This window comes from Morganella sp. EGD-HP17, assembly GCF_000512315.2.
Taxonomy (GTDB): domain Bacteria; phylum Pseudomonadota; class Gammaproteobacteria; order Enterobacterales; family Enterobacteriaceae; genus Morganella; species Morganella morganii.
In genome coordinates this window covers 90,318-116,482 of record NZ_AZRH01000009.1, presented here as the reverse complement: position 1 = coordinate 116,482, position 26,165 = coordinate 90,318, and the positions used below count along the sequence as shown (strand labels likewise).

General features: G+C 49.4%; 25 protein-coding genes. 6 read left to right on the top strand and 19 right to left on the bottom strand.

The window, feature by feature from the left end; translation table 11 throughout:
* Positions 1-11 precede the first annotated feature (11 nt).
* The 3 genes from gntU to gntR form a co-directional block, all read right to left on the bottom strand.
* Positions 12-1,349: a gluconate transporter gene (gntU, locus tag X965_RS11240; RefSeq protein WP_004234850.1), complete on the bottom strand. Its 1,338-nt coding sequence runs from the start codon at positions 1,347-1,349 to the stop codon at positions 12-14.
* A complete protein-coding gene (gene gntK / locus X965_RS11235) occupies positions 1,346-1,888 on the bottom strand; it encodes a gluconokinase (RefSeq protein ID WP_004241234.1) in 543 nt (180 codons plus the stop codon). Before gntK ends, gntU begins: the two co-directional genes overlap by 4 nt.
* Positions 1,889-2,058: 170 nt before the next feature.
* Complete coding sequence (gene gntR / locus X965_RS11230) at positions 2,059-3,054, bottom strand: gluconate operon transcriptional repressor GntR (protein WP_004234848.1); 996 nt, start codon at positions 3,052-3,054, stop codon at positions 2,059-2,061.
* Between the two features lie 199 nt (positions 3,055-3,253).
* On the opposite strand from gntR, the gene X965_RS11225 reads away from it, so the two are divergent.
* The 6 genes from X965_RS11225 to X965_RS11200 all read left to right on the top strand — a co-directional run bounded on the left by X965_RS11225 (position 3,254) and on the right by X965_RS11200 (position 9,800).
* Positions 3,254-4,285, top strand: coding sequence for an ABC transporter substrate-binding protein (locus X965_RS11225; RefSeq protein ID WP_036418112.1), 1,032 nt, complete (start codon positions 3,254-3,256; stop codon positions 4,283-4,285).
* A complete protein-coding gene (locus X965_RS11220) occupies positions 4,282-5,295 on the top strand; it encodes an iron ABC transporter permease (RefSeq protein ID WP_036418110.1) in 1,014 nt (337 codons plus the stop codon). Before X965_RS11225 ends, X965_RS11220 begins: the two co-directional genes overlap by 4 nt.
* On the top strand, positions 5,292-6,065 hold the full coding sequence (locus X965_RS11215) for an ABC transporter ATP-binding protein (protein WP_004234844.1): 774 nt from the start codon (positions 5,292-5,294) through the stop codon (positions 6,063-6,065). Before X965_RS11220 ends, X965_RS11215 begins: the two co-directional genes overlap by 4 nt.
* Positions 6,062-6,901: a class I SAM-dependent methyltransferase gene (locus X965_RS11210; protein WP_004241226.1), complete on the top strand. Its 840-nt coding sequence runs from the start codon at positions 6,062-6,064 to the stop codon at positions 6,899-6,901. Before X965_RS11215 ends, X965_RS11210 begins: the two co-directional genes overlap by 4 nt.
* The gene (gene modD / locus X965_RS11205; protein ID WP_004241224.1) at positions 6,898-7,743 is read left to right on the top strand and encodes a ModD protein; all 846 of its coding nucleotides are present in this window, start codon (positions 6,898-6,900) and stop codon (positions 7,741-7,743) included. Before X965_RS11210 ends, modD begins: the two co-directional genes overlap by 4 nt.
* Positions 7,744-7,871: 128 nt before the next feature.
* A complete protein-coding gene (locus X965_RS11200; RefSeq protein ID WP_036418108.1) occupies positions 7,872-9,800 on the top strand; it encodes a TonB-dependent siderophore receptor in 1,929 nt (642 codons plus the stop codon).
* A 54-nt stretch (positions 9,801-9,854) separates the two neighbouring features.
* On the opposite strand, the gene X965_RS11195 is transcribed toward X965_RS11200, so the two are convergent.
* The 16 genes from X965_RS11195 to X965_RS11120 all read right to left on the bottom strand — a co-directional run bounded on the left by X965_RS11195 (position 9,855) and on the right by X965_RS11120 (position 26,160).
* A complete protein-coding gene (locus X965_RS11195) occupies positions 9,855-11,126 on the bottom strand; it encodes a nitrate/nitrite transporter (protein ID WP_004234837.1) in 1,272 nt (423 codons plus the stop codon).
* A 30-nt stretch (positions 11,127-11,156) separates the two neighbouring features.
* The gene (locus X965_RS11190; protein WP_004241221.1) at positions 11,157-12,314 is read right to left on the bottom strand and encodes a PLP-dependent aspartate aminotransferase family protein; all 1,158 of its coding nucleotides are present in this window, start codon (positions 12,312-12,314) and stop codon (positions 11,157-11,159) included.
* Between the two features lie 296 nt (positions 12,315-12,610).
* Complete coding sequence (locus X965_RS11185; RefSeq protein WP_036418106.1) at positions 12,611-13,468, bottom strand: MerR family transcriptional regulator; 858 nt, start codon at positions 13,466-13,468, stop codon at positions 12,611-12,613.
* Between the two features lie 82 nt (positions 13,469-13,550).
* Positions 13,551-14,588: a mechanosensitive ion channel family protein gene (locus tag X965_RS11180; protein WP_369750278.1), complete on the bottom strand. Its 1,038-nt coding sequence runs from the start codon at positions 14,586-14,588 to the stop codon at positions 13,551-13,553.
* Positions 14,589-14,680: 92 nt separating this feature from the next.
* On the bottom strand, positions 14,681-15,277 hold the full coding sequence (locus tag X965_RS11175; RefSeq protein WP_024474378.1) for a LemA family protein: 597 nt from the start codon (positions 15,275-15,277) through the stop codon (positions 14,681-14,683).
* Between the two features lie 302 nt (positions 15,278-15,579).
* Complete coding sequence (locus X965_RS11170; protein ID WP_024474377.1) at positions 15,580-16,383, bottom strand: MetQ/NlpA family ABC transporter substrate-binding protein; 804 nt, start codon at positions 16,381-16,383, stop codon at positions 15,580-15,582.
* A 49-nt stretch (positions 16,384-16,432) separates the two neighbouring features.
* Entirely contained in the window at positions 16,433-17,707 is a 1,275-nt protein-coding gene (locus X965_RS11165; RefSeq protein WP_004241218.1) for a bifunctional O-acetylhomoserine aminocarboxypropyltransferase/cysteine synthase, read from the bottom strand.
* Between the two features lie 192 nt (positions 17,708-17,899).
* Entirely contained in the window at positions 17,900-18,658 is a 759-nt protein-coding gene (locus X965_RS11160) for a hypothetical protein (RefSeq protein WP_004234829.1), read from the bottom strand.
* Positions 18,659-18,676: 18 nt separating this feature from the next.
* Positions 18,677-20,488: a YopB/SseC family type III secretion system translocon subunit gene (locus tag X965_RS11155; protein ID WP_004234827.1), complete on the bottom strand. Its 1,812-nt coding sequence runs from the start codon at positions 20,486-20,488 to the stop codon at positions 18,677-18,679.
* 17 nt (positions 20,489-20,505) lie between these two features.
* Positions 20,506-21,993 carry a hypothetical protein gene (locus tag X965_RS11150; RefSeq protein WP_036418104.1) on the bottom strand — a complete coding sequence of 496 codons (1,488 nt, stop codon included), beginning with the start codon at positions 21,991-21,993 and terminating at the stop codon, positions 20,506-20,508.
* Positions 21,972-22,457 (bottom strand): tetratricopeptide repeat protein, encoded by a 486-nt coding sequence (locus tag X965_RS11145; protein ID WP_036418103.1) that lies wholly within the window; start codon positions 22,455-22,457, stop codon positions 21,972-21,974. The genes X965_RS11150 and X965_RS11145 overlap by 22 nt, the downstream gene beginning before the upstream one ends.
* A 108-nt stretch (positions 22,458-22,565) precedes the next feature.
* Positions 22,566-23,615: an EscU/YscU/HrcU family type III secretion system export apparatus switch protein gene (locus tag X965_RS11140; protein ID WP_036413085.1), complete on the bottom strand. Its 1,050-nt coding sequence runs from the start codon at positions 23,613-23,615 to the stop codon at positions 22,566-22,568.
* On the bottom strand, positions 23,608-24,369 hold the full coding sequence (gene sctT, locus X965_RS11135) for a type III secretion system export apparatus subunit SctT (RefSeq protein ID WP_015422275.1): 762 nt from the start codon (positions 24,367-24,369) through the stop codon (positions 23,608-23,610). Before sctT ends, X965_RS11140 begins: the two co-directional genes overlap by 8 nt.
* Positions 24,370-24,375: 6 nt before the next feature.
* Positions 24,376-24,642 carry a type III secretion system export apparatus subunit SctS gene (sctS, locus tag X965_RS11130; protein WP_004234819.1) on the bottom strand — a complete coding sequence of 89 codons (267 nt, stop codon included), beginning with the start codon at positions 24,640-24,642 and terminating at the stop codon, positions 24,376-24,378.
* A gap of 1 nt (position 24,643) precedes the next feature.
* Positions 24,644-25,282 (bottom strand): EscR/YscR/HrcR family type III secretion system export apparatus protein, encoded by a 639-nt coding sequence (locus X965_RS11125; protein ID WP_371257984.1) that lies wholly within the window; start codon positions 25,280-25,282, stop codon positions 24,644-24,646.
* 20 nt (positions 25,283-25,302) lie between these two features.
* Complete coding sequence (locus X965_RS11120; protein ID WP_036418102.1) at positions 25,303-26,160, bottom strand: FliM/FliN family flagellar motor switch protein; 858 nt, start codon at positions 26,158-26,160, stop codon at positions 25,303-25,305.
* Positions 26,161-26,165: the final 5 nt, after the last annotated feature.

Genomic DNA, 26,165 nt, shown 5'->3' with positions numbered 1-26,165 from the left:
AAACAGAAGTGTTACAGGAAGGCGAAGAACAGCATACCGACAAGCGCCCCGGTGGTTCCCAGGATGGTTTCCATCAGTGTCCAGGTCTTCAGGGTCTGTGCTTCGGTGGCACCGGTAAATTTACCGAACAGCCAGAAACCGGAGTCGTTCACGTGGCTCAGCACAATAGAGCCGCCCGCGATACAAACAGACAGAGCCGCCAGCTGTGCGCCGGAATAGCCCAGTTCACCGATAACCGGCAGTACCAGACCGACGGTGGTCAGACAGGCAACGGTTGCAGAGCCCTGGATCACACGGACGGCGGCAGAGAGAACAAAACAGGCAGCAGCAATCGGCAGCCCCGCACCAATCAGTGATTCACCCAGTGCCGGACCTACGCCGGAATCCACCAGCACCTGTTTGAACACACCGCCGGCACCGGTCACCAGCAGGATAATCCCGGCTGGCTGAATAGCAGCAGAACAGATTTCCATGACTTTATTGCGGCTCATGCCACGGCGGATTGCCAGGCCGTAAATCGCCACCAGACAGGCAATCAGGATCGCCAGGAACGGGTGTCCGATAAACACCAGCCAGGCGTGCAGTTTTGAATCCGGATCCACCATCGGCGCAGCAATGGTTTTCAGACCGACCAGCACCAGCGGGAACAGTACCAGCGCCAGGCTCAGGCCAAACGATGGCATCTTGTGTTGTCCGAGAGCCGGTTCAGTCAGGTCTTCCGGCAGCTCCAGGGTGACAAACTTACTGATAAAGTTACCGAACAGGGGTCCTGCCAGGATCATACCCGGGATCGCCGCACACAGGCCGATCAGGATCATCCAGCCGAAATCTGCATTCATCTGGTCTGCCAGCAGCATCGGGGTCGGTCCCGGCAGCAGGAAGCAGGCAGCCGCCGCCACACCGGCAAACAGCGGGATAGCCAGGCGCACCACGTTACCGCCGGTACGACGGGCAACAGCGAAGACCACACCGATCAGCAGGACAATCGCCACATCAAAGAACAGCGGCAGAGCGCAGATAAGCCCGGCGATCCCCAGCGCGTAATGCGCCCGTTTTTCACCGAAGGAATTCAGTAGTTTGACAGCTATCTGGTCGAGTGCGCCGGTTTCATGCAGGATTTTGCCGAACATCGCCCCGAGCGCGACCACTATCGCCAGGAAACCGAGCGTGCCGCCCATGCCGTTCTGCATGGTCTGTGTGATCTGCTCCAGCGGCATGCCGGAAAACAGCCCCGCGCCGATAGCCACAATCATCAGTGCCACGAACGCATGCAGCCGCGCCACCATCACCAGGAACAGCAGCAGTAATACCGACCCGGCGGCGGTTAACACCAGGGTTAATGTTGTCATGACTGACCTCCGGAAACCTGTCTGATAATCTGAACCGCGCCCGCGATCACATCCTCAAGCGGCGGCTGAATGTCCAGCACCTGTACATCCTGCTCTGCGGCAGTGTCCGGTGCTTCTAAGGTATCAAACTGTGTGATCAGCATTTCCGGTTTGAAGAAATGCCCTTTGCGGGCTTTCAGGCGGCTTTCGATCAGCTCAAAATCCCCTTTCAGCCAGATAAATGACAGGTTTTTATTCTGGCGGCGCAGGATATCGCGGTAGCTTTTTTTCAGCGCCGAACAGACAATCACCGAAAGCTCATTGGTCCGCTGCATAGCAAAAATCGCGTCGTTGATGGCTTTCAGCCACGGTTCACGATCGGCATCATTCAGCGGGTGCCCGGCCGCCATTTTTTCGATATTGGCACGCGGATGCAGGTAATCCCCGTCCAGAAAGGCCGCATTCAGCCCGGTCGCAACCCCGTTAGCCACAGCGGATTTTCCGCAGCCGGAAACCCCCATCAAAACAAAGGCGTGATGTGGTTTTTGGCTATCACTCATAACAATTCCTCTTATGCGGTCATTATCACCGGATATGTTACCGGTAACTATTACCGGTAACATTACCAACGGATATGGTTACAATGCAATCAAACACTGTTTTCGGATGAACAAATTGTGACAGTTATCTCAAATGAAATTCCTGTCACTTCAGGAAGGGCCGGGAGCCGTTAAATACTCTCTCCCGGTAATAATTCGAAGCCGACATCCACTATCTGCTGAGGCGGCAGTTCGCCGCGCAGACGCGCCAGCAGCACTTCAGCCGCACGGCGGCCCATCAGGTCACGAGGTGTGAGGACACTCGCCAGTTTCGGGGTCATCACACGGCCGACATCATGGCCGTGGAACCCGGCAACCGCCAGATCCTGCGGAATACGGATCCCGAGGCGCTGACACTCAAAAACAGCCCCGATAGCAAGGTCATCGTTGGTACAGAACAGCCCGTCAGCATCCGGATAATCGGCTCTGACCTGGTGCAGTTGTCTCGCCCCCAGCGAATACGAAGAGCTTTCCTGCGTCATCACATTACCCGGTTCAAGCCCGGCATCCCGCATGGCCTGTACATAACCCTGAAGGCGCATGAATGTCCGTTCGTCATGACGCGCGCCGAGATAAATCACACGGCGGCAGCCGCGTGCAATCATGGCCTGCGTCATTTCATACGCGGCGCGCATGTTATCCAGCCCGACGGCGGAATCATAGCAAGGGGAGACGCTGTCCATCAGCTCAACCACCGGGATCCCGGCGGTGGCCAGCATTTTCAGGGTGCGCGGGGTGTGGGTGCGTTCGGCCAGGATCAGGCCGTCGATATTGTAAGACAACAGGGAGACCAGGCGATCTTCTTCTTTCTCCGCCTGATAACCGTAGTGCGCCAGCATCGTCTGATAACCGGCGGCATCCGTCACGGTTTCGATACCGCGGATCACTTCCGCAAACACCTGGTTGGTCAGCGAAGGCAGCAGCACGCCGATAGCCCGGCTGGTGGCATTGGATAGAATATCCGGCACCCGGTTCGGGATATACCCCAGTTCATCGAGGGTACGGGCAATCGTGCCGCGCAGTTTTTCGGAAACCTGTTCAGGGTTACGCAAAAAGCGGCTGATAGTCATTTTGGTTACACCAACGCGGTCAGCCACGTCCTGTAACGAAGGGCGTTTTTTCTTCATAGTGCTTATCTTAATACAGACTGGTCTGTGTGTCGTCATATCCGCCGAAAGAGGCCGTAGTTATACCGTATTCCGCCCGGAATTTTACCTTGTTTTGACTTACTTCCCTATTTACCGCTGATTTTATTGACTCACCTCATGCTCTGCGCTAACGTCCGCTGTATAACAATACATATAACGATAATGACGACTGATCACGATGACACTTAACCGCCTCTGCTCCGGATTTCTTTTCTGCTGCGCACTGCTGTTCACTTTCCCGGCATTGTCAGCCGCTGCCGCACCGGAAACCGCCTCTCAGGTTTTTATTTATGGTCAGCTTCCGCCGCCGGAAGCCATTCACCGTGTGGTCAGCAGCGGCCCGCCGACTGATCAGCTGCTGTTTGCGGTCGCCCCGGAAAAACTGCCGGGCTTTGCTTCTCTGTCGGTAAAAAATAACCCGTATTTTGCTCCCCGCTGGCGCGCGCTGCCGGTCACAGGACGCCTCTCCGGACGCGGCAGTACCCTTTCCCCTGAAACCCTGCTGGCGCTGGCACCGGATGTGATTGTTGACAGCGGACTGACCGATGACACTTACCGCTCTCAGGCCGCCCGTTTCAGCCGCCAGACCGGTATTCCGTATATTCTGTTGTCCGGCAATCTGACACAAACCCCGGATCTGCTGCGTCAGGCCGGTGCATTGCTGGGAAAAACAGAACGCACGGAACACCAGGCACAGCTGGCAGAGAAATGGCTGCAGGATGCTGCCGCTTTTGCTGATCGCCAGACACACAAACGCCGTTTTTATCTGGCTCGCGGCGCGAAAGGCCTGCAAACCGGTCTGCGTGGTTCGATTCACAGCGAAGCCCCGGAATTACTGGGGTTTGAGAATGTCGCGGATGTCCCGGATATGCAGGGACTGGCGGAAGTCTCTTTCGAACAGTTACTGCAGTGGAACCCGGATTTTATTATCGCCCAGGATGCCGTGACGTATGATGCCATTATGCAGGGTGAGGTCTGGCAGAGCCTGGATGCAGTGAAGAATAAACAGGTCTTTTACTATGCCGGGCTGCCGTTCGGCTGGCTCGACAGCCCGCCGGGACTGAACCGGCTGCTGGGGCTGCGCCGCCTTCAGGCACAGTTTGAACCGGAGAGTACCGATCTGAAAGCAGACACTGGTTTGTTTTTCAGCCTGTTCTATCGCTCTCCGCTGCCGGAGGCACAGATTAACAGTCTGTTATCTGCCCGATGACCACCTCCGTCAAAACCCTGTTACTGCTTGTGCTGCTGGTGCTGGTCACCGGCATTGCTCTGAATGTTGGTAAGTTCTCACTGACTCCGCAGCAACTGTGGGATGTGGTGCAGGCGAAAATCACCGGCAACAGCGGCGCGGATGATCCGGCGCTGAGCCGTGATATGACAGTCTTCTGGCAAATCCGTCTGCCGCGCATTGCCGCCGCACTGATTATCGGCGGCGGACTGGCGATAGCCGGGGCGGCGTATCAGGGCATGTTCCGTAACCCGCTGGTTTCACCGGATATCCTGGGTGTTTCCGCAGGTGCCGGGGTTGGTGCGATCCTAGGAATTTTTGCAGGTCAGTCAATGCTCACTATCCAGCTGTTCGCCTTCACCGGCGGGCTGTGTGTGGTTGCCCTGGTCTATTCTGTCGCCCGGCTGGCGCGTCAGCATGATCCGGTACTGGCGCTGGTGCTGGTCGGGATCGCTGTCAGTGCCCTGTGCGGCTCGGCCATTTCCCTGATGAAAATTCTGGCCGATCCCTATACCCAACTGCCCGCCATGACCTTCTGGCTGCTCGGCGGCCTGTCCGCGATTTCACCGGATGATATTAAAACCACCGCCCCGCTGATTTTCGCCGGGATGGTGCCGCTTCTGTTGCTGCGCTGGCGTATGAATCTGCTCAGCCTGAGTGATGAAGAAGCCCGCGCACTCGGGTTGAATGTCACCGTGACGCGGCTGATTTTTATTGCCTCCGCCACCCTGATCACCGCAAGTGCGGTCTCTGTCGCGGGAATTATCGGCTGGCTCGGGCTGATTATCCCGCATATCACCCGCTTGTTAGTGGGTGCTAACTTCAGCCACCAGTTGCCGGTGTCACTGCTGATCGGCGCCATCATGCTGCTGCTGACAGACACACTGGCACGCACCATTGCCCCGATTGAACTGCCGCTCGGCATTCTGACATCTGCGGTCGGCGCACCTTTCTTTATTTTTCTGCTGTTGCAGACCCGGAGGAACGGATGAGCGATGTCCTGACCACCCGCGGCCTGGCGGTCGGCTACGGAGAGAAGTTAATACTCACTGACATAAATCTGCAATTACATCAGGGAGAAATTATCTGTCTGCTCGGTGCCAACGGCTGCGGCAAAACCACGCTGATGAAAACCCTGCTCGGCCTGTTACCACCAAAGGCCGGGGAGATCCGCATTGATAACACACCGCTGCGTGACTGGAGTGCCGCCGCACTCGCCCGCCGCGTTGCCTATGTGCCGCAGGCGCACAATATGCCGTTTTCTTTCCGGGTGGCGGATATGGTCGCACTCGGACGCAGTGCCCATCTCTCCCTGTTTGCCGCCCCGGGACGCGCTGAACGGCAGATGGCAGAGCAGGAACTGGATCATATGGGGATCGCCCATCTGGCACAGCGCTCCTATTCCTGCCTGAGCGGCGGGGAAAAACAGCTGGTACTGATTGCCCGCGCCCTTGTACAACAGCCGGGGCTGCTGATTATGGATGAACCGGCGGCCAGCCTCGATTTCGGCAATCAGATAAAATTACTGAATAAAATCGAACAGTTACGTGAGAGAGGGATCACCGTGCTGATGTCCACCCACCACCCGCAGCATGCGGCCGCCGTGGCAGACAGCATTGTGATGCTCAGCAAAGACAGCCCCGCCTGCCAGGATAAACCTGCCGCGCTGCTCACACCGGAAACCCTGGCGGCACTCTATCATGTGACACCAGAACATATTGCTGCCCACTTCGCGCAGCCAGCTTATAAGGGATGCTCATGACTATTGATGATATCGATTTCGCACAACTCTACCGCGACCATCTCGCACAGGCCGAACGTACCCGCAAAGATCCGGAACACTGGGATAAACGTGCGGAGAAAATGGCACAAAGCTGTGCGAACCCCGCCGATCCTTACCTGATCCGCTTTAAAGAGATTGTCGATACCACCGGCGCGAAAACGCTGCTGGATGTCGGCTGCGGGCCAGGCTCTGTCGCGTTGCAGCTGGCGGACAGCTTTGAGCAGGTCACCGGTATTGATTACAGCGAAGGGATGCTGAAAGTCGCGCGTCAGCGGGCTGAGACTCAGGGCTGCTCACACGTCACCTTCCGTCACTGCGCCTGGGAAGATGACTGGTCAGCCCTGCCGCCGTGCGATATCGCTGTGGCTTCCCGCTCCACCCTGGTGATGGATTTACAGGCCGCGCTGCTGAAACTGAACCGTCACGCGCGGCTGCGGGTTTACACCACCCACACTGTCAGCCCGACATTTGTCGATATCCGCGTGATCCGCGCCATCGGCCGCACACCGGTCACACTGCCGACTTATATTTACGCGGTGAATATTCTCAACCAGCTCGGCATTCATCCGGATGTGGAATTTATCCGCAGTCCGAACTGCCAGAGCCGCGACAATATGACCTTTGAGCAGTTTGCCGAAGGTGTGATCTGGTCGCTGGGACAGCTTGATGACCATGAAATGACACTGCTGCGCCGCTATTACGACCAGCAGGCGGCTGACGGCCTGCCGGTGGTGCCGGCCACCCGCGACTGGGCCATGGTTTCCTGGAGTGTGGTACCGGAATCCGCCCTGCTGCTGCCGGGAGGTCAGAAGTGATCTACTACAGTGATGCCTTTCTGGACAGCCTCCTGCTGGAGGACATCCATTACGGTGATCTCACCACCCGCGCACTCGGCATCGGCGCACAGAGCGGGGAAATGCACTTTTCCCGCAAGCAGGCCGGTTATGTCAGCGGGCTGACATTGGGTCAGAAGTTACTGGAAAAACTCGGATTACAGACACAATTACACGCTAATGACGGCGATCATACGGAAGCAGGCGCTCTGCTGCTGACCGCAACCGGTCGTGCGGAAGCACTGCATCAGGGCTGGAAGATTGTCCAGAATGTGATTGAGTGGAGCAGCGGCGTGACACAGATGACCCGCTGCATGGTGGATACCCTTCGTCAGTATCAGCCGGACGCACAGCTGGCCTGCACCCGTAAAAATATCCCCGGTACCAAGCTGCTGGCAACCGCTGCTGTACTGGCCGGGAAAGGCATTATTCACCGTCAGGGCTGCGCGGAAACTATTCTGCTGTTTGCCAATCACCGCCGTTTCCTGGCAGAGCCGGAAAACTGGTGTGCAGCGATTGCAACATTGCGCCGTGAAGCCCCGGAAAAGACCATTATTGCCGAAGCGGACAATCCGGATGAAGCTTATCAGGCGCTGAAAGGCCGCCCTGATGTGCTGCAACTGGATAAATTCAGTCCTGATGATATCCGCCGTCTCGTCAAAGACGCGGCGGTGCTGGCACCGGACTGCACACTGTCTGCTGCAGGCGGGCTGAATGCAGAGACCATCGGGCAGTATGCGGATACCGGCGTGAAGCTGTTTGTCACGTCCGCGCCGTATTATGCGTCCCCGGCGGATATTAAAGTCCGGTTATATCCGCGCTGACGGAAAACCACACAACCTTATAGTGAGTTAAGGGATAAACCGGTCAGGTCACTGAACCGGCCGTTTTATCCTTTTGTTTTGCAAGTCGTTATATAAATAAATACATATCGGTAACAGGAAAAATAACAATGAAACGAACTCTACTCTGCTCAGCTATTCTGCTGGCAACCGCGCCTGCGGTACAGGCAGAAAGCGCAGATATTCTGACCGTCTGGGGCAGCCCGGTGGCCTCCAATCCGGATGTCATCACACAGCCGCAGATGCAGTCGCTGAACAAAACCAATGCGGCGACAGCCATCAGCACCATGCCGGGTGTGGTTCTCGAAAAATCCGGCAATCGTAATGAGCTGACCGTTAAAGTCCGTGGTTTTGACAGCCGCCAGGTGCCGGTGTTCTTCGACGGGATCCCGACTTATGTCCCGTATGACGGCAACCTTGACCTCGGCCGCTTTATGACCAGCGAACTGGAAAGTATTGAGGTGAGCAAAGGTTATACCTCGCTGTTACAGGGCCCGAACCTGATGGGCGGTGCAATCAACCTCACCACCGCCACCCCGAAAAAACCGTTTGAGGCCAACGTATCATTCAGCCAGGGCTTCGCACGCGGCGCGGATAATGCCTATAACACCAGCGCCCGTGTCGGCGCACGCAGCGACCCCGGGTTTATCCAGGTCAGCGGCAGCCAGTACAAACAGCGTTTCCTCGGCCTGCCGGGCTCCGATGATGACAATGCCCTGGCTGGCAGCAACGGCCGCCGTGCGCACTCCTCATCCGATGATAAACGCGGCATGGTGAAAGTGGGCTGGACCCCGCGTGAAACCGATCAGTATGTCTTTACCTATCTGAAGCAGGATGGCAGCAAAGACAGTTCGCCGTCTGCGGTGCCGGGCAAAGGCAAATACAGCTGGTGGGAATGGCCGGATTACAACAAAGAGAGCTACTATTTCAACAGCACCACTCAGCTGACAGACGGCGTAAACCTCCAGGGCCGCCTGTTCCATGACAAGTTTGAAAATACCCTGCTGATGTATAAAAAAGACGGCAAAGGGTACGATTACAGCTATTACGATGATTTCAGCAACGGTGCCTCTCTCCAGTTAGGGATCGACATGCGTGAACGTGATCTGCTGTCATTCTCCGCGCACTGGAAAGATGACGTTCACCGCGCACAGAAACAGCGTAACGGGGATATTCTGCGTTACAAAGATCGCACTTATTCTGTCGCCACCGAATACCAGTGGGCGGCCACGTCTGATCTCGATTTTATCGGTGCCATCGGCTATGACTGGCGCGAAAGCCGTCAGGCGGATAAAGGTGCGGATGATAATGATCAGCACGCGTTTAACTGGGAAGTGATGTCAAAATACACGTTCGCCAACCAGGACAACGTGCGGTTCTCCGTGTCTGACCGCAGCCGCTTCCCGACACAGAAAGAGCGCTATACCACTGAAAAACCAAAAGACGGTTCGCTGGGTATCATTAACCCGAACCTGAAAGCCGAACGCGCACTGACCTTCGATTTAACCTATGAAGGGAATATCACCGATAAATGGGGCTACCAGGCCAGCATCTATCACAACCGAGTGGATGATGCGATCCTCGCGCACACAGTGATTAAAAACGGTGACCGCTACTTCCAGAACCAGAACAGTGGCCGTGTGGATTACACCGGGCTGGATCTGGGCGTGAAAGGCGAAGTCAGTGACTGGCTGAAAACCGGGATCAACTACAGCTACATCCACAGTGATCCGAAAGATGTTGATCATGCTGAAGGGCTGCCGAAGCATAAAATGTATGCCTGGGTGAAAGTCACACCGATAGAGCCGCTGTCGATCACCCTGTCCGAAGAGTTCCGTGCCTGGAGCTATCAGTATAACGACAATAATGACAAAGTGGCCGGTTATGCTCTTACCGGCCTGCGCGTGGATTATGACTTCGGTTACGGCATTTCCGCCAATGCCTCCGTTAATAACCTGTTTGATAAATCCTACGAGTACACCAACGGCTATATGGAAGAAGGCCGTAACTTCTGGCTGGGCGTGGAATACCGCTATTAATCAGCAGGACGCTTTTTGTGCAAAGCCCCCCGTTTCGGGGGGCTTTCTGTATTTTCAGACTGACGGGGAGAGTGTCATTCCGCCGCCCGCCGCTTCCCGGCGGTTGATCTGACGCAGCAGGAAGGTTGCCACCACACCCAGCAGCGCACAGGCGACCGAAAGCATAAAGATATAGCTGTAGCCGGTTTCGCCGTATTTATCCAGCCAGTAGCCGGCAACGGAATAATAGAACGCGTCCGGGGAAAAGCCGATAAAGGAGGCAAAACCCACCACCGCGCCGGTGGTTTTCATCGGGATTTTCGATTCTGCAACAGAGGCAAAATAGATACCGCGGAAGGCAAACAGTAACGCACTCAGTACCACCATATTCACCACCGCAAACCACATAAAGGCGTTACCTTTCGGGATCACGAGGAACAGAGCACAGTTCACGGCCATGATGATAAAGCCGACAAACATCACACTGATAGATGATCCGACTTTATCCGTCACGATCCCCGCCACCGGAGAGGCCACCATTTTGATCACATAGGTGCGGATAATTGACAGCGCCGTCACCAGGGTAATTGGTACCACATATACCTGTGACAGATACGGGCTGAGATACGTCAGGCTGGAGAACACCACATAAGTGGAGAAAATAATCAGCCCGATCAGCCACGCCTTCGGCATGCTCACCACACTCATCAGCGAACGGAATGTGGTTTTTTCTTCCGGTTCGCCGCTGTCAGTGGTACTGCTGCGGTGCGCGATCAGGAAGAACAGCAGCACGCCGCAGATCACAGAAGCGCCGGAGTAAAGCCAGACGACGTAACGGAAGCCGATTGCCGCCTCGGCAAATTTGCCGAAGAAATAGAGACCGGTGAACGAGATCAGTGTGCCGGATACGCCGGAGAGTCCTTCGTAAAACCCGAAGATCCGCCCCTGCTCTTTCTCCGTACCCTGCATCCGCACCACTTTGATCGATGCGGCGAAGAATGTCAGGATCGTCGTGACACCCCACAGAATGTGGATCAGCAGGATCGTGTTATACGACGGGAAGGTCGCAAACCAGAATCCCAGTGACCCGGAGGCGATCAGCGAGAAGGTGATCAGGTTGCGCAGTGAAAAACGATCCGCAAACCAGCCGCCGAAAAAGTAGGAAAACATACCGATCAGGCCATACAGACTGAGCAGGTTACCGATCTCAATGTGTGTCAGCCCCAGCGCCTGCTGCATCGGATCATAGAACGAAGACTTCAGGTAAGGCAGGCTGTACATTGCGGTGGTACCGAATGCCAGCAGAAACAGAATCAGCATCCGTCTGACGCGGGATTGATTTGCCATGTGATTTGCCATAATTATTATCTCTTTTTATCAGCCGTGAACTGCATCCAGGGCCTGGCGGAAATCCGCAATAATGTCTTTTGCTGATTCAAGTCCGACAGCAATACGGATCAGGTTTTCGCCGTTCATCTGGACCAGGGTGTGCTCTTCACCCAGACTGGTGGCAATGGTGGTCAGTTTCAGGGAGTTCACAAATTTGCGGCTCACCTGGTCGCGGGTCAGGCCGTGAATGTCCTCTTTCAGACGGAAAGAGACAATACCGCCGCCGAGGCCGTTCATCTGTGACTGACACAGTTCATAATGCGGATGGTTTTTCAGTGCCGGGTAGCGGACTTCTTCGATTTCGCTCTGAGATGTCAGGAATTCCGCCAGTGCCAGGCCGTTTTCGCAGTGTTTTTTCATGCGCATATCGAGGGTTTTCATCCCGCGCATAATCATCCAGGCATTGTTTGGTGCCAGTGCCGCGCCGGTAAAGCAGCATAATCCCGGCCATTTGATCAGTTCGATCAGCTCGCGGGAGCCGATAACCGCACCGCCCAGGGTATCACCGTGACCGTTCATAAACTTGGTCAGGCTGTGAACCACCAGATCCGCACCCAGCTCCAGCGGGCGTTGCAGGATCGGCGTACAGAAGGTGCTGTCAACAATCAGCAGGCTTTTGTTATGATGGGCAATGTCTGCCACCGCGCGGATATCCACCAGCTCCAGAGACGGATTAAGCGGGCTTTCCACATACACGAGTTTTGTCGCCGGTTTCATGGCAGCGCGGATGTTGTCACTGACCGTGGCATCAACAAAGGTGATTTCCACGCCGAATTTTGCCAGCAGTTCTGTCATCAGCAGCCGGGTGTGGGAGAAGATCCCGTCCGCGCTGACAATATGATCGCCGGTTTTCACCAGTGACAGCAGGGTTGAGGCAATCGCCCCCATGCCGGATGCGCTGACAATCGCACTGTCCGCCCCTTCCAGCATCGCCAGTTTGCTCTCCAGTTCAGTCAGGTTCGGGTTGCACTCGCGGCTGTAGACATAGCCCCATGTCCGGCACAATTCTTCAAAATGCTCCACAGAATGCGCCGCAAATGTGGCAGTCTGGTAGATAGGACTGGCCAGCGCGCCGGTGGCCGGATCCGGTGAATGACCCTGGTGGATCAGTTTGGTTTCCAAATCATAATCAGTATTTTTTTGCACAACAGACTCCTCATGAGATCAGCACTCTGATCCGCATGTCATCATTTATTATCATTAGTGAGTTCGGGTTGCTGATTCAGGATCAGCGGGGGTAATAGTGTGGCGGTAACGACCTTTTTAACCATTGCTGTAATGTGGATAACTATAGACTCTCCAGCTACTATAGAGTCAATTCAGAGATAGTAGATGCACATCACAAAACGGGTAATTATACGGTGAATAGAAGCAAAACAAGCTGAACAATGTCAGCCTGTTTCTGTATTGAAAGCATTAATACCTATAGCAGAGGGAGAGTTTTACACCAGGCAGCGGGTATCAATTTCACGCCGTTTCACTTTGATCTGAATTTCTGTCAGCAACTGGCGCTCATCATTGGTGGAAAGCGGGTCAATCACCGGGATTTCATACATCATGTCATCCACCGGAATGCGTTTGTATTCCGCATAATCCGTCAGCGCTTTAAATGCTGCCGTATTTTCGCTGTAAGACCCCTGATACATCAGGCAGATAAATTCACCGTCGGGAATTTCTGTAATTTTGTCCTGCACCTGCGGATTAAACAGGTCGCGCTCGACAATCACAAAACTGTTCAGATAATGCACCTGCTGTGTGGCCAGAAATTCTTCGCGGGAGACCAGACCACTGACGCCGCCGTAGAAAATAGAAATGTTTTCCTCGAGGATATTGGCAATCTGCCGCCGTGAGAACTCCATGGTCTCCTCAAAGCTCAGACCGGGCTCATAATTCATCGATAAAATATGACGGCGCGGAATATAACGGCGGGTGATTTTGCCGATACTGTCGGTATCAATCCCTTTTTCCAGTGTCTCTTTTTTGGTGGAGAGGACTTTTTTAATCAGCTCCAGCTCGCGGATTTTCTCATCCACCACGGAAATTTTCCGGGTCAGCAGGCTGAGAATTTGTGTGTCGCTGTCTTCCAGGCGGTGTTTGATCTCTTTCAGCGGCATACCCAGGTATTTCAGATACTTAATAATATCCAGCTGAGAAAACTGATCGATAGTGTAATAGCGGTAGTTACTTTCCTGATCGACATACACCGGGCGGAACAGCCCCAGCTGGTCATAGTAACGCAGTGTCTGAATGCTGATTTTATGGAGCTTTGCCATCTCACCGATGGAAAAATATTTCGCCATATTGTGCCGCCTCTGATGAACGTCTCAGGAATTAACCGGCGGCACAATAACGGAAACAAGGGGGATGGTGCAAGGTGTCAGATCACACTCCCGGCGGTTCGCGGGAGACACTGTTGCGTTCCATATAGAGTGTCCGGCTCGGGAAAGCAAAGTCCGCACCGTTGCGGTGCACAATCTCAATAATCTTCAGATACACCGCCTGCTGTGCTGCCAGCCACTCTGCCCAGACCGTGGTTTTGGTAAAGCAGTACACCATAATATTGAGGGCGGAATCACCGAATTCATCAAAATAGACCAGCAATGTCTGGTGCTGGTCAATGCTGCTTTCGGCTTTCAGCATAGCGCGTATTTCACTGACAATCTGCGAAATCTTCTCCGCATCTTCATAGCGCAGCCCGATGGTGGTTTTGATCCGCCGGTTGGTCATGCGCCCCGGATTTTCCACACTGATGGAGGAGAACAGCGAGTTCGGAATATAGAGCGGGCGGTGATCAAAGGTAATAATTTTGGTGATACGCCAGCCGATTTCCACCACCGTCCCTTCTATCTGCCGGTCAGGCGAACTGACCCAGTCACCGATTTTAAACGGGCGGTCAAAATAGAGCATGATGCCGGAGAAGAGGTTGCTGAGAATATCCTTCCCCGCCATACCGATAGCAATGCCGCCGATACCGCCGAAGGTCAGCAGGCCGGACAGGCTCATGCCGAAGTGTTCGCCGTAGAACAGGAACACCACAATCACAATCAGGATTTTCAGAACGCGGGAAACAATATGTGCCGAGGTGATATCGCTGCCGCGTTTGATCTGTGCGGCGGCCAGGCGGTTTATCATCAGGAACAATTTGCGGATCAGCATCAGCACAATCAGTGTGGTGCAGATCATCCCGACCGTATCTGCGGTGATAAAGCGCCACTGAAAGTGGTCAATTCCCTGCTCGGCGAAATCGCCGAGGATAATGACTCCCAGCGCCCACATGATAAACTGGGAAACATGCACTAATGTGGCATGCTCGCCTTTTTCCCGTTTACGGTTATAAATCATCAGCCCGCCGGAACCGAGCAGACACAGCACCAGCACAATCAGGCTGAGCACATTATTGGAGAGAAACTCTTCGGTAATCACGATAACTCCTTAGTATTATCCTCTCCTTCTAACGGATTTTGCCCGGAAACTCAATTTATCCTGCCATCAGTTAATCATGTTCAGCCGGTTTATTTTTGAAACTGCACATCCGGAACTGTTGTGACTTCCGCTTCATTTTCAACGCTGAAGTTAGGTTTGCCGGTGTATCCCATGTAGTTTGCAATAATCACGGCCGGGAATTTACGGATAGTGGTGTTGTATTCACGGACACTTTCGATATAGCGGCCGCGCGCCACAGCGATCCGGTTTTCGCTGCCTTCCAGCTGTACCATTAAGTCGCTGTAGAGTGCGTTACTTTTCAGATCCGGATAACGTTCTGATACTGCAAGCAGGCGGGAGAGCGAGGATCCCAGTTCAGTCTGCGCCTGCTGGAATTTAGCAAGCAGCGCCGGGTCACTCAGATCACTGACACTGATATTCATCTGTCCGACTTTTGCCCGGGCATTCACCACATCCTGTAAGACCTGACGTTCAAAGTCAGAGGAAGCCTGCACGGTTTTCACCAGGTTCGGGATCAGATCCGCGCGGCGTTTGTATTGGTTGAGCATTTCAGAGGCGGAGGCAGTCACCGCTTCGTCCTGTGTCTGGATGCTGTTGTAATTGGAGACCAGCAGTACGCCGACCAGCACCACCACACCCAGTAATCCGATAATCAGTTGTTTCATCGTATTTTCCTTATCTCAGTGGCGACTATTATTCAGGCAATCCGCCGGGGATTCAAGATAAGGATGAAAGAGTAAAACCGGGGATCGGGGATTACGGTGCCTGCACCGGCAACGGGCAAAAACAGAAAGTCGCTGTAAACACTTCCGTGTGCGCTCAGGCTCGCCATCCATGGCTCGCATGCTTTCTGTTTTCTTTGCCCGTCACCTGTGCCTGCAGATCTCAATACACTAAATCATTCCGTTCAGAGCAAGGTGCCCCTGAATGCGGCCAACACCGCTATGGGCGGAAGGATGACGCGCATTTACCAGGCCCGGACAGCATCGCCTTTATACACTTCATCGGCCTTTTTCAGCACCTCATCACTCTGGAATGCCGCGACCAGTTTTTTCAGCTTCTCATTATCTTTATCTGCTGCTCTGACCACAATCAGGTTCACATACGGGGAATCAGCCCCTTCCATAAACAGACCGTCACGGGCGGCGGATAATCCGACCTGAGATGAGAAATTATTGTTGATAATGGAGAGATACACATCCGGATCATCCAGGGTGCGTGTCAGTTGCGGGGTATCGATCTCCGCAAACTTCAGTTTCTTCGGATTTTCAATGATATCCAGGGTGGTCGGCAGATAACCGACGCCGTCTTTCAGTTTAATCAGCCCCTGAGCCTGTAACAGCAGCAGGCTGCGGCCGAGCGTAGTGGCTTCGTTAGAGATAGCCACTGTTGCGCCATCCGGCAGCTCGGCTGCGGATTTGATTTTCTTTGAGTATGCCGCTATCGGGAAGATAAAGGTTTTACCAATAACTTCAAACTGATAGCCACGTTCTTTGCTTTGCGCCTCATAGTACGGCACGGTCTGGAACGCATTGGCATCCACATCACTGTTGCGCAGCGCTTCATTCGGCAGGACATAGTCATTGAAGGCGATAACATCAACATCCAGCCCCTGCTTCTCTTTGGCAACTTTGACCACTTCTTCCCAGATAGCCTGATCCGGCCCGGTGTTAATCGCCACTTTCAGTGGTTTTTCATCATCATTCTGCGAGCAGGACACGGCCAGTAATGTGGTGCAGGCGAGCAGTGCCGATACAATAATTTTTCTCATACTATCTCCGGAACATATTGTTATGGTTATATTTTATTGATTGTTAATATTATTTCGCACTGTCCAGTGCCGCACTGATATCCGCCAGGATGTCATCAATGTGCTCGATACCGACGGATAAACGGATCATATCCTGTGATACCCCGGCACGGGCCAGTTCGGCTTCATTCAGCTGACGGTGAGTGGTGGTGGCCGGATGGCAGGCCAGGGATTTCGCATCACCGATATTGACCAGACGGACAATCAGTTTCAGGGCATCGATAAACTTCGCTCCCGCTTCTGCCCCGCCTTTGATACCGAAAGACATAATTGATGCCGGCGTGCCCTGCACGTATTTCTTCGCCAGTGCATGTTCCGGACTATCCGCCAGACCCGCATATTTCACCCAGGCAACCTGCGGATGTTGTTGCAGGTATTGCGCAACACGCAGGGCATTTTCGGTATGACGTTCCATGCGCAGCGCCAGTGTTTCCAGTCCCTGCAGAATCAGGAAGCTGTTAAACGGCGACAGAGCTGCGCCGGTATTACGCAGTGGCGCGACGCGGCAGCGGGCGATAAATGCCGCCGCACCGAAGTGCTCACTGTAGTTCACACCGTGGTAGGAAGGATCCGGGGTATTCAGTACCGCAAAGCGATCCGCATGCTGCTGCCACGGGAATTTTCCGGAGTCGATAACAATCCCGCCCAGTGATGAACCGTGTCCGCCGATATATTTGGTCAATGAATGCACCACAATATCCGCGCCGAATTCAATCGGGCGGCACAGCGCCGGAGAGGCAACGGTGTTGTCCACAATCAGCGGAACACCGTGACGGTGAGCGATTTCCGCCAGTTTTTCAATATCCGCGATATGCCCCGCCGGGTTGGAAATGGTTTCGCAGAAAACGGCTTTGGTATTGTCATCAATAAGGGATTCCAGCTGTGCGAAATCATCATGATCAGCAAAACGGACGTCGATCCCGATGCGCGGAAAATTATGCGCAAACAAATTATACGTGCCGCCATAGAGTTTGGAGACACTGATAATATTGTCGCCGACTCCGGCCAGGGTCTGGATCGCATAGGTGATCGCCGCCATGCCCGATGCCACCGCCAGCCCGGCAATTCCGCCCTCCAGAGCCGCCACACGCTGCTCCAGCACATCATTGGTCGGGTTCATGATACGGGTGTAGATATTCCCGGGGACTTTCAGATCAAACAAATCCGCGCCATGCTGTGTGTCATCAAAGGCATAGGAGGTGGTCTGATAGATAGGAACCGCGACGGATTTGGTGGTCGGATCCGGCGAATAACCGGCATGGACAGAGAGCGTTTCAAGTTTCATGTGTTCTTCCTTACCGCACAGGTGAATATTTTTATTTAGACGTCCAGACGTTTAGACATTCCTTTGTTATACCGGTATTCACTGCCGGGATCAAAACCGAAGTGGCAAAACATGATGAATTTTCTTCATGATGAGAAAGAACATGAAAAAGCCGCTGTCAGAAGCGGCCCGGATTTATGAGCACAGAAGAGATTATGTCCGCATATTATTAAGCAAGTTACCAGATGTCGCCTGCTTGTTATCAAGATAACGGTTAAACATATCCATTACTTTTTTATTTAATTCATGCGCGTCATTAGAAGCTTTACCATGAACGGAACCGCTTTTCAGCTTCAGATCTTTTTGCGCGCGAACAACTTCAGCATCACCCTGTAACTCAGTAACCTGCTTCTGAATAAATTGTACGAATACCTGGCTAACCGGCTGGGACAGTCCGGACATGGCCTGCCCCGCTATTCCGCCGGGTGTCGGTGCCGTCGGATTAGCCACATCAATCCCCTTTATTGACATAGCAGCACCGACAATAGAAATACCAATAGAAACTAACGCACCGGTGACGGCTGCTTTGACCTGAAGTTCGGCTTCCTTATATTTCATATTTTTTAATTCTTTTGCCAGTTCAATAACAGCTACATCCAGCTTATTCTGGCGTTCCTGCTGGCTCAGTGAATCATCATTCAGTACTTTGCATAATTCTATGGCTAATTTCATCCATTTCTGATCACTGACAGATAACAGAGAGGGCATCAGCGAGCCTGCACGGGTACGGATCTCAGCAGAAATTTGCTCATCTGTAACTTCTGTGCTCTTTATACTGTTATTTTTTGTAATCTCTTTTATAACTTCAGGATCAATATTTATTTCCTGTAAATCTTTTTTTACTGAAATAATACTATCAATTTCCGGTGAATAAACCTGCTTCGTATTATTTGCTGTGGTTATCGTCGTCATAATAAATTCCTTTTTAAATTAAACAGCTAATGGCCCTGACTGTATAATAGCCTTCTTACGCTGAAAATCGTCTTTTCCTATCTTACCTAACTGCTCTTTCATTTTATTTAAATCCTGCTGTGATTCTGAAAAAGCTGCCATTATTTTTTCCATCAATTCCATCAACTTATCCAGTAATTCCTGATCTAAATCTATATCAGCGTTTAATTTCATTACATCTTTATTAAGTTCTGCCTGAGTGACTGAATTTATACCGTTAACGACAGTAGATGTCAGCATCATTGAAATTAATAATCTTTTAACCTCCACCATTACCTGTCTCAATATTTCCTTTACCGATTCTGATACCACCTGACCGATAACTTTTCCGGCAACAGCACCTGCAGCAGCAAACACCGCCATCACAACAACAACTGCAAGTACCATGGCAATAATTTCCATTTTTTCTTCCAGTTTTTTTAACTCAGCCGGTGGCAGCCCAAGTTTTTGGCCAATTTTCATAGCCATATCTTTAATAAACTTCTGGACAACTTCCACCAATTTTGTCACCGGTGTCATTATTGTTGCCATAATATCCGGGCCACCCGCCGCCTTAACAATTTCACTAATAATAGTGACAACCACAATCACTGCGGCCAGTGCTTTTGCCAGTAAACCACCAGTCAGAGCAGTTAATATAACCATTAATGCGATCAATAATGGCCCTAACCATTTAAAAAGGGCCTGTAAACGCTCTGCTTTTTTTATTTTTTTTGCCATTTCAGCTCCGTCAGCATCGGTTTTATCCTGCAATGTTTTTTGCTGAATTGTGGCTATAAGACGATCATTTTCAAGTTTACGCTGTGCTAGCTTATTCCGCAGATCTGCTATTTTACCCATCAAAATAGTTAATGATTTACTATAATTCATATCAGACTTACGCTGAGAGCCGAATATATCAGAAATATCTTTCACAATATCTTTCGCTTCATCCTGAAGAGCGGCCATTTCATGTAATGAATTTAATTCAGCCGTAATCTCCTCACGATTTCCGGCAATGAGAGAACCGAGTTCATCACCCAGCACAGGAAATTTATTCATCTCATCAGAAAATGATTTAAATAACTTGGTTTTATCCTTATAAAGCACTGACTCCGAATTGATATTTTTAATAACTTCATCGGCATTTGTTTTACTTCTTAAATATAAAGAAATTTCATCTTTACTTTTAAACTTATCAACACCATTACCGGTTAATTTATTTTTCAGCTCACCATCCGGCATCTTTCCCAACAGCTCACTGCCCATTTGTGAGAAATAATACTCTGCCGTTGCTTCAATATGGTCATTAATCAAATCCCCGGATTCAGAAATAAGCTCTGATAATTGATTTACTTTATTATCAGACCATAATTCCTTGATGAATTTAAGATTGTACCCATGAGCTCTTGAATTAATTTTAAATTTCTCTTCAGAATAAAAAACCGTCAGCAATGAATGTAATTCATTAAGTGAAAATCCACCTTTTTTCTTACCCGTAGTATCTTTACTGTCTGTGGTATCCTTACTTTCCGGGGTATTTTTACTTTCCGTAGTACTTTCACTGCCTGCGGTATCTTTATTTAACTTTGGGTTATCCAATTTCGGTTTATTTAATTCTGATTTTTTCTTTCCATCATTAGCTGATGTTGATTTTTTACTAACATCACTAACCATCACCTTGCTAAACTCTCCGATAGGATCGTTAACACGATTTTGTTTATTTGCACCTGAATTTTTATTTACACTTTCACTTGACGTTGTGGTATTTAAAACACCAAAATCTGATGTTTTATCAATAATTACAGTCATACAATTCCCTTTTTATATCAGAATCTTAAAAATCCCTTTAATTCCTGAGCCAATTCGCTAATCATTGTTGTAATTGTTCTCAGCATATTGTCATAGTTACTATTTATAGTGTTATACCGCTGAGTGTATTCATCCAACGTTAATTGAAGTCCTTTCTTAGCCCCATCTATTTTTTGATTCATACTATTTATTTCATGTTGATAAAACTTAGAATATTCATTTCTTTCTTCTTCATTTTCATAATAACTAATGAATCCTGCATCATAGTTTTTTTTCAAAATTTCCCTGGTATATTTTACATCACTGGTAGCCGCTATTGATTTTTCATTAACATTATTCCACCTTGATAAATCTGGTGATTTATCCTTGAAACATTTATCAAAATTTTCATTTATACGATTAAGTCCTTTTTCATCGCTTGCTAAGTCCATAAAACTATAAAGTTCATAAGGAAATAGAAACTGTTCAACCTTCCCTTCTAAGCCAATAACATTATTAAATTCATCCAGTACGGGTTTAAATATTTTACATAATTTAGTCCCTTTAATAACCGGCTCATGACAAGAAAAGAAATATTCCATTTTTCCATATGCATCTTTATATGATAAATTTTCTTCTATTACTTTATCATCAACCAGAACATTAAATTTATCGTCACCGACCTTAACTATCTTCATACTACCTGTATATAAAGTATGGCCAACAGAATCTCCATAATAAAAATAAGGTTTCATAGTGTTGTATAATTCAGTATAAAACTTTCTTTTATATACCTTATTCTGCTTTCCATCATTGATGGGCTCATCAATATAATCACCAAATGTATTTAATTTTGTTGCTACGCTTTTATAATAATCAACATATTTGTTCATACCTTCGCGCTGATATTTAACTGAAATATCATAAGCATACACACTGACATTATCCATTCTCTCAACAAAGTAACCAAATGTGACCATATCCCTAATGATAAAATACTCCTGAATACCTTTATTTATCAATCTTATTTTCTCTGAAATATTATCACCAGCATTATTAATTGCCTTTATATTTTCTTTATCCTTCATTAATATATCATATGCTTCAAGTTCTTTTAATGCTTGTTCTCTTGTAGTGTCAGGATCCGACAGAATATAATTAATCCTATCTAATTCGCTATAAATTTGTTTTACTTTATCTTCATAAAAGTGCTCCCAAAATCTACCCGCCATAGATTTAATCTGTTCTTGTTCAATTCTATCAACAATCACCCTCGTTTTATTAATCAATCCCTCACACTCTTCATGCATTATAACCTTATTTTTAATATTATTCTTAAAGTTACTATCATTTACTATATCGTAGTATTCTCTTATATATTTCACAGCATCATCATACGGAATTCTCTCTGTAACCGTGAGCGCATCATATATTATCCTAAGCCTCATAAAATCATTATGCAATGAGGAATTATAACTGAGATCATCAACTTCTTTATTTACTTTCAACCTATTTTCCAAACGCATAATCCACCTTCCAGCATTGATATATAATGTATTGCTTGTTCCCGCTCATTATCATTACACGCTAATGAAAGGCAATGATTGAAGCTGCTTATCGCTGATTCTTTCTCACCTGTGTATAAATAGCATTGTCCTGCATACAAATATATCGATGCATTGTTTTCATCTAAATTAATAGCTAAACTATAAAGATTAATCGCTTTCTGATATTGTTTTTGCACCTGTTTAACTGCAGCTAATCCAAGTAAATAATCCACATTGCTAAAGTCATATAAACAGAGTGAACGAAAAATATTCTCAGCTTGTTCTATAAGCCCTTTATCATAATAATCACACGCCAGAGAATAAACATCCGAAAAATCCTCATTATTCTTTGGCATCAGAAGATCAGAAATGTTTCCACTTTCCAGATGAGAAAAAATATTCCCGATCAGAGATTTAATATCAAAATCTGTATTGTCATCCATAACAAAAACCCCTTAATAATATTGGATTATCAAGTCAGGCAATACTATCTGACCCGGCTGATAATCACTTTCATAAAATACGCCTCAGCACCATCCTGCTGATACATATTAGTGCGGTTCACTATCGGCAAGTGCAGCCTGCTCTGCGTCATTCAGCCACAGTAAGAGATCGAGAAACTTATCCAGATCATCATCAATAATGGTGTCAAAGACATGATATTTCCGGAATAACGTCCGGGCCAGGCGGATATCCCGGACAACCGGCACCCTGTGCTTTTCGGCATAGCAGCGCACAGCCAGCGCATACACGCCTTTCTCTTTCACGGTAATGAGCGGCATAACGCCGTTTTCCGGATCAAGATAGATAGCAACGGCAATATGCGTCGGGTTAACCACCACGATATCCGAATTCTTTATCAATGCTTTGGTTTCCGCATTCAGCAATTCTCTGTGCTGCTGTTTGCGGGCTGATTTTATTTCCTGATTACCTTCGCTGTTTTTATACTCTTGTTTAACTTCATGCTTTTCCATTTTCATGTCATTAAAAAAGAAAAAATATTCAACGATGTAATCAACCACCAGCAGTGGCATCAGCAGCAGGATAAAAATAAAGATATAGCGGCCGGTGAAATAGAGAAAGCTCTCACTCACTTCAGAGAAAAGTGCCGTAATTAACTGATAAATATCGCCGGTATACAGAGTAATAAAGGTATAACCGGCAGATAAATACACAATGAGTGATATCAGTGCTTTTACCAGATTTTTCAGGGATTTTTTGGTAAAAATCCGTTTGAATCCGGCGATGGGATCAATTTTCTTTAAATCAAATTTAATCGCTTCCGTCGCAACAGCAAAACGGGTCTGCATCAGAGAAACAAAGCTGACACTCACTCCGCATAATATAATCAGCGGTAACACCATCTGAAAAAAGATATCCGATAACATCTGTATATAAACAGAGAGTGACAAGTGATTCACATTACGCAATACCGTCTGATAAAAACGGGAGAATGCTGACCAGTCAGCAACGTAAAGCAGATACGCTATTCCCGTCACATAGCCGGTTGTGGAGAGCAGTTCTTTATATTTGAACGTATTCCCTTTTTTCGATTCGTCCTTTAGTTTCTTACTGGTGGGTTTTTCGGTTTTTTCAGCCATCGTTCCCCCTCAAAAAGTGAGTCAGAGGGGAAGTATCAAACAGCACTGTCACATCCGTCATTGTTGTGCTGCGAAACAGCAGCAGCGCCAGCAGAAAGGCAATAATACTTTTTATTGAAAGTGATAAGGAAAACGGATTCAGTTGTGAATTGTACAGGGCCAGAATGCCCAGGCTGACTTCAGAAATAAATAAGATAATCAGTACCGGCATACAAAACAGCAAAGAGAGTGACAGGCTGTTTGTCAGCCAGTCAAATACCGCCGCATAATGGATTTCCGTCAGCAATGTACCCGGCGGTAACAACCGGAAACTATCCTGAACGGATGTCATCAGTAACACAAAACCGTCATTGAGCAAAAAAAACGAGACAGAAAACAGATTCATAAAGGTGGAAAACGGTGATGCATCGGTCCCTGTTGTCGGATCAGCGGTATCACTGATATTCGCCCCCCGTTGGTTATCAATATATTCACCGAAGGCGGAAAAAATAAAAAACGGCGTGCTGTAAACCAACCCCATTACCATGCCGGTAATGATCTCACTCAGTATATTGACCACTGAGAACTCTGCCGCCGGGTAGTCTCCATTTCCGCTGAGACACTGCGCCATGAGAAAAATAATAATGCCCCGCGTGGTCCGGCTGAGGATAAATTTATCATTCAGAAACGGCAAAAAAGAGAACGCCGCAAATAACCGCACACTACTTAACAGCGCGTTCTGAAAAAGGTCATGAAGCCAGGAGAATAACGACACCGGGAACTAACCTGCCGCTGTTGCGCTGAGCGCCAGTGAGAACATTTCACGGGCATAACTGAGCATCGAATCCCCCAGCCAGCTGAGCTGCATCAGGATGCAGACAAACACAGCAATCAATTTCAGCCCGAAGGGCAGTGTCTGCTCCTGGATCTGCGTGACAGTCTGCAGCAGGCCGACCGTCAGACCCACGACGGTCGCCACACTCACCGGCAGCAGCGATAACATAATCACCAGATAAATTCCTTTATCCGCTGCATAAATCACATCCATGTTATATGTCCATAAGTTCGAGATACTGAGACACCAGACTGGTCGATAACAGCGACCAGCCATCAAGGGCAATAAATAAGATCAGTTTGATCGGTACCGAGAGTGTGACCGGGCTCATCATCATCATCCCCAGCGCCAGCAAAACGCTGGACACCACGAGATCAATCACGATAAACGGCAGATAGAGATAGAAGCTGATCAGAAAAGCAGATTTGATTTCCCCCAGCGCATAGGCGGCCAGCAGGGGAAAGAATGCGATATCACGGGCATCACTCAGTTCCGGTTCAGCATCCTCATCAACGTCTGTTTGCGCAAAAAAATACAGCAGAGGTTTATCGGCATAACGGAAGAGATAGTCCCGGTAATCCTGTAACCCCTCATCCGTAAAACGCGACAGTGATTCCGGCTGAGATAATTCCACCGGATTTTCATTAATATACGCATAGGTTTTACTGACCAGCGGAAACATCACCACCATCGCCAGAATAAACGCAATCGCATTGAGTACCATATTTGACGGCACCTGCTGAACCCCCAGGGCGTTGCGCACCATCACAAAAACAATGGAAAATTTGAGGTAGCAGGTTCCGGCCGCCAGAATAAAGGGCAGAACAGATGCTGCGGCCAGCATCAGCATCATCGAAACAGCGCTGTCAGTCATCATTCACCCTTATGAAAGATATGATGAATTTCCACGGCGTATTGTTCCCCGATACGTACCAGTTCCCCCTGTGCAAAACGCTGCCCGCTGATTTCCAGCGTGATCAGGTGATTATCCGCCGCCGGCAGCGGCAGTGTATCGCCCGGTTGCAGCGCCATCAGTTCCGATAACGGAAACACTCTGCGGTACTGCAGGAAATCCACCTGAACCGGCACTCTGCGGCTGTCAAAAACTGCCGTTTCCGCTGTGGTAGCCGGCACTTCCGGAATAATTCCGCGTCCGGTGATAACCGTGTCCTCCTGCTCCTGTTTCAGTGTCATCTGAAAATAGCCTCCTGCTCTCAGAAATCGCTGGTATTGTGTAATAAAAAGGATATCGCCTTCATTGATTTGCTGAATCACACCCGTGAATGCCCGGGTTGAACCGATATAAATCCCGGCATTCACCGGAACAGAGAGATCCGGGGTCAGTGGCGGGCCATTAATATCAAACCGGCCACGGGCGCCAATCAGAGTGAAATCAATATTTCCCTGACGGAAAGCAAGTTTACGGGTTGGATTAACAGCGATGTTTTCCGTCCTGAACTCAGGAAAATAACTCTCCGCTGAAAAAAAAGGCAGCCGAATCTCTTTCTTATTTTCATTTATCAGGTCAATAAGATAATTTTCAGGAACGATTTCCCAGGGGATCGTATTTTCACCAATCAGTTCAGAAAAAAAGGATTCAACATCAATTAAAACCTCCAATATATTTTGAGTATTAATTAAATGACATTTAATCGCGCGTTTGGTATTTTCTTTTTTTTCCGGCAGATAACAGCTCAGATAGTCCATTATCTGATGGGTATCATAATGCATTTATT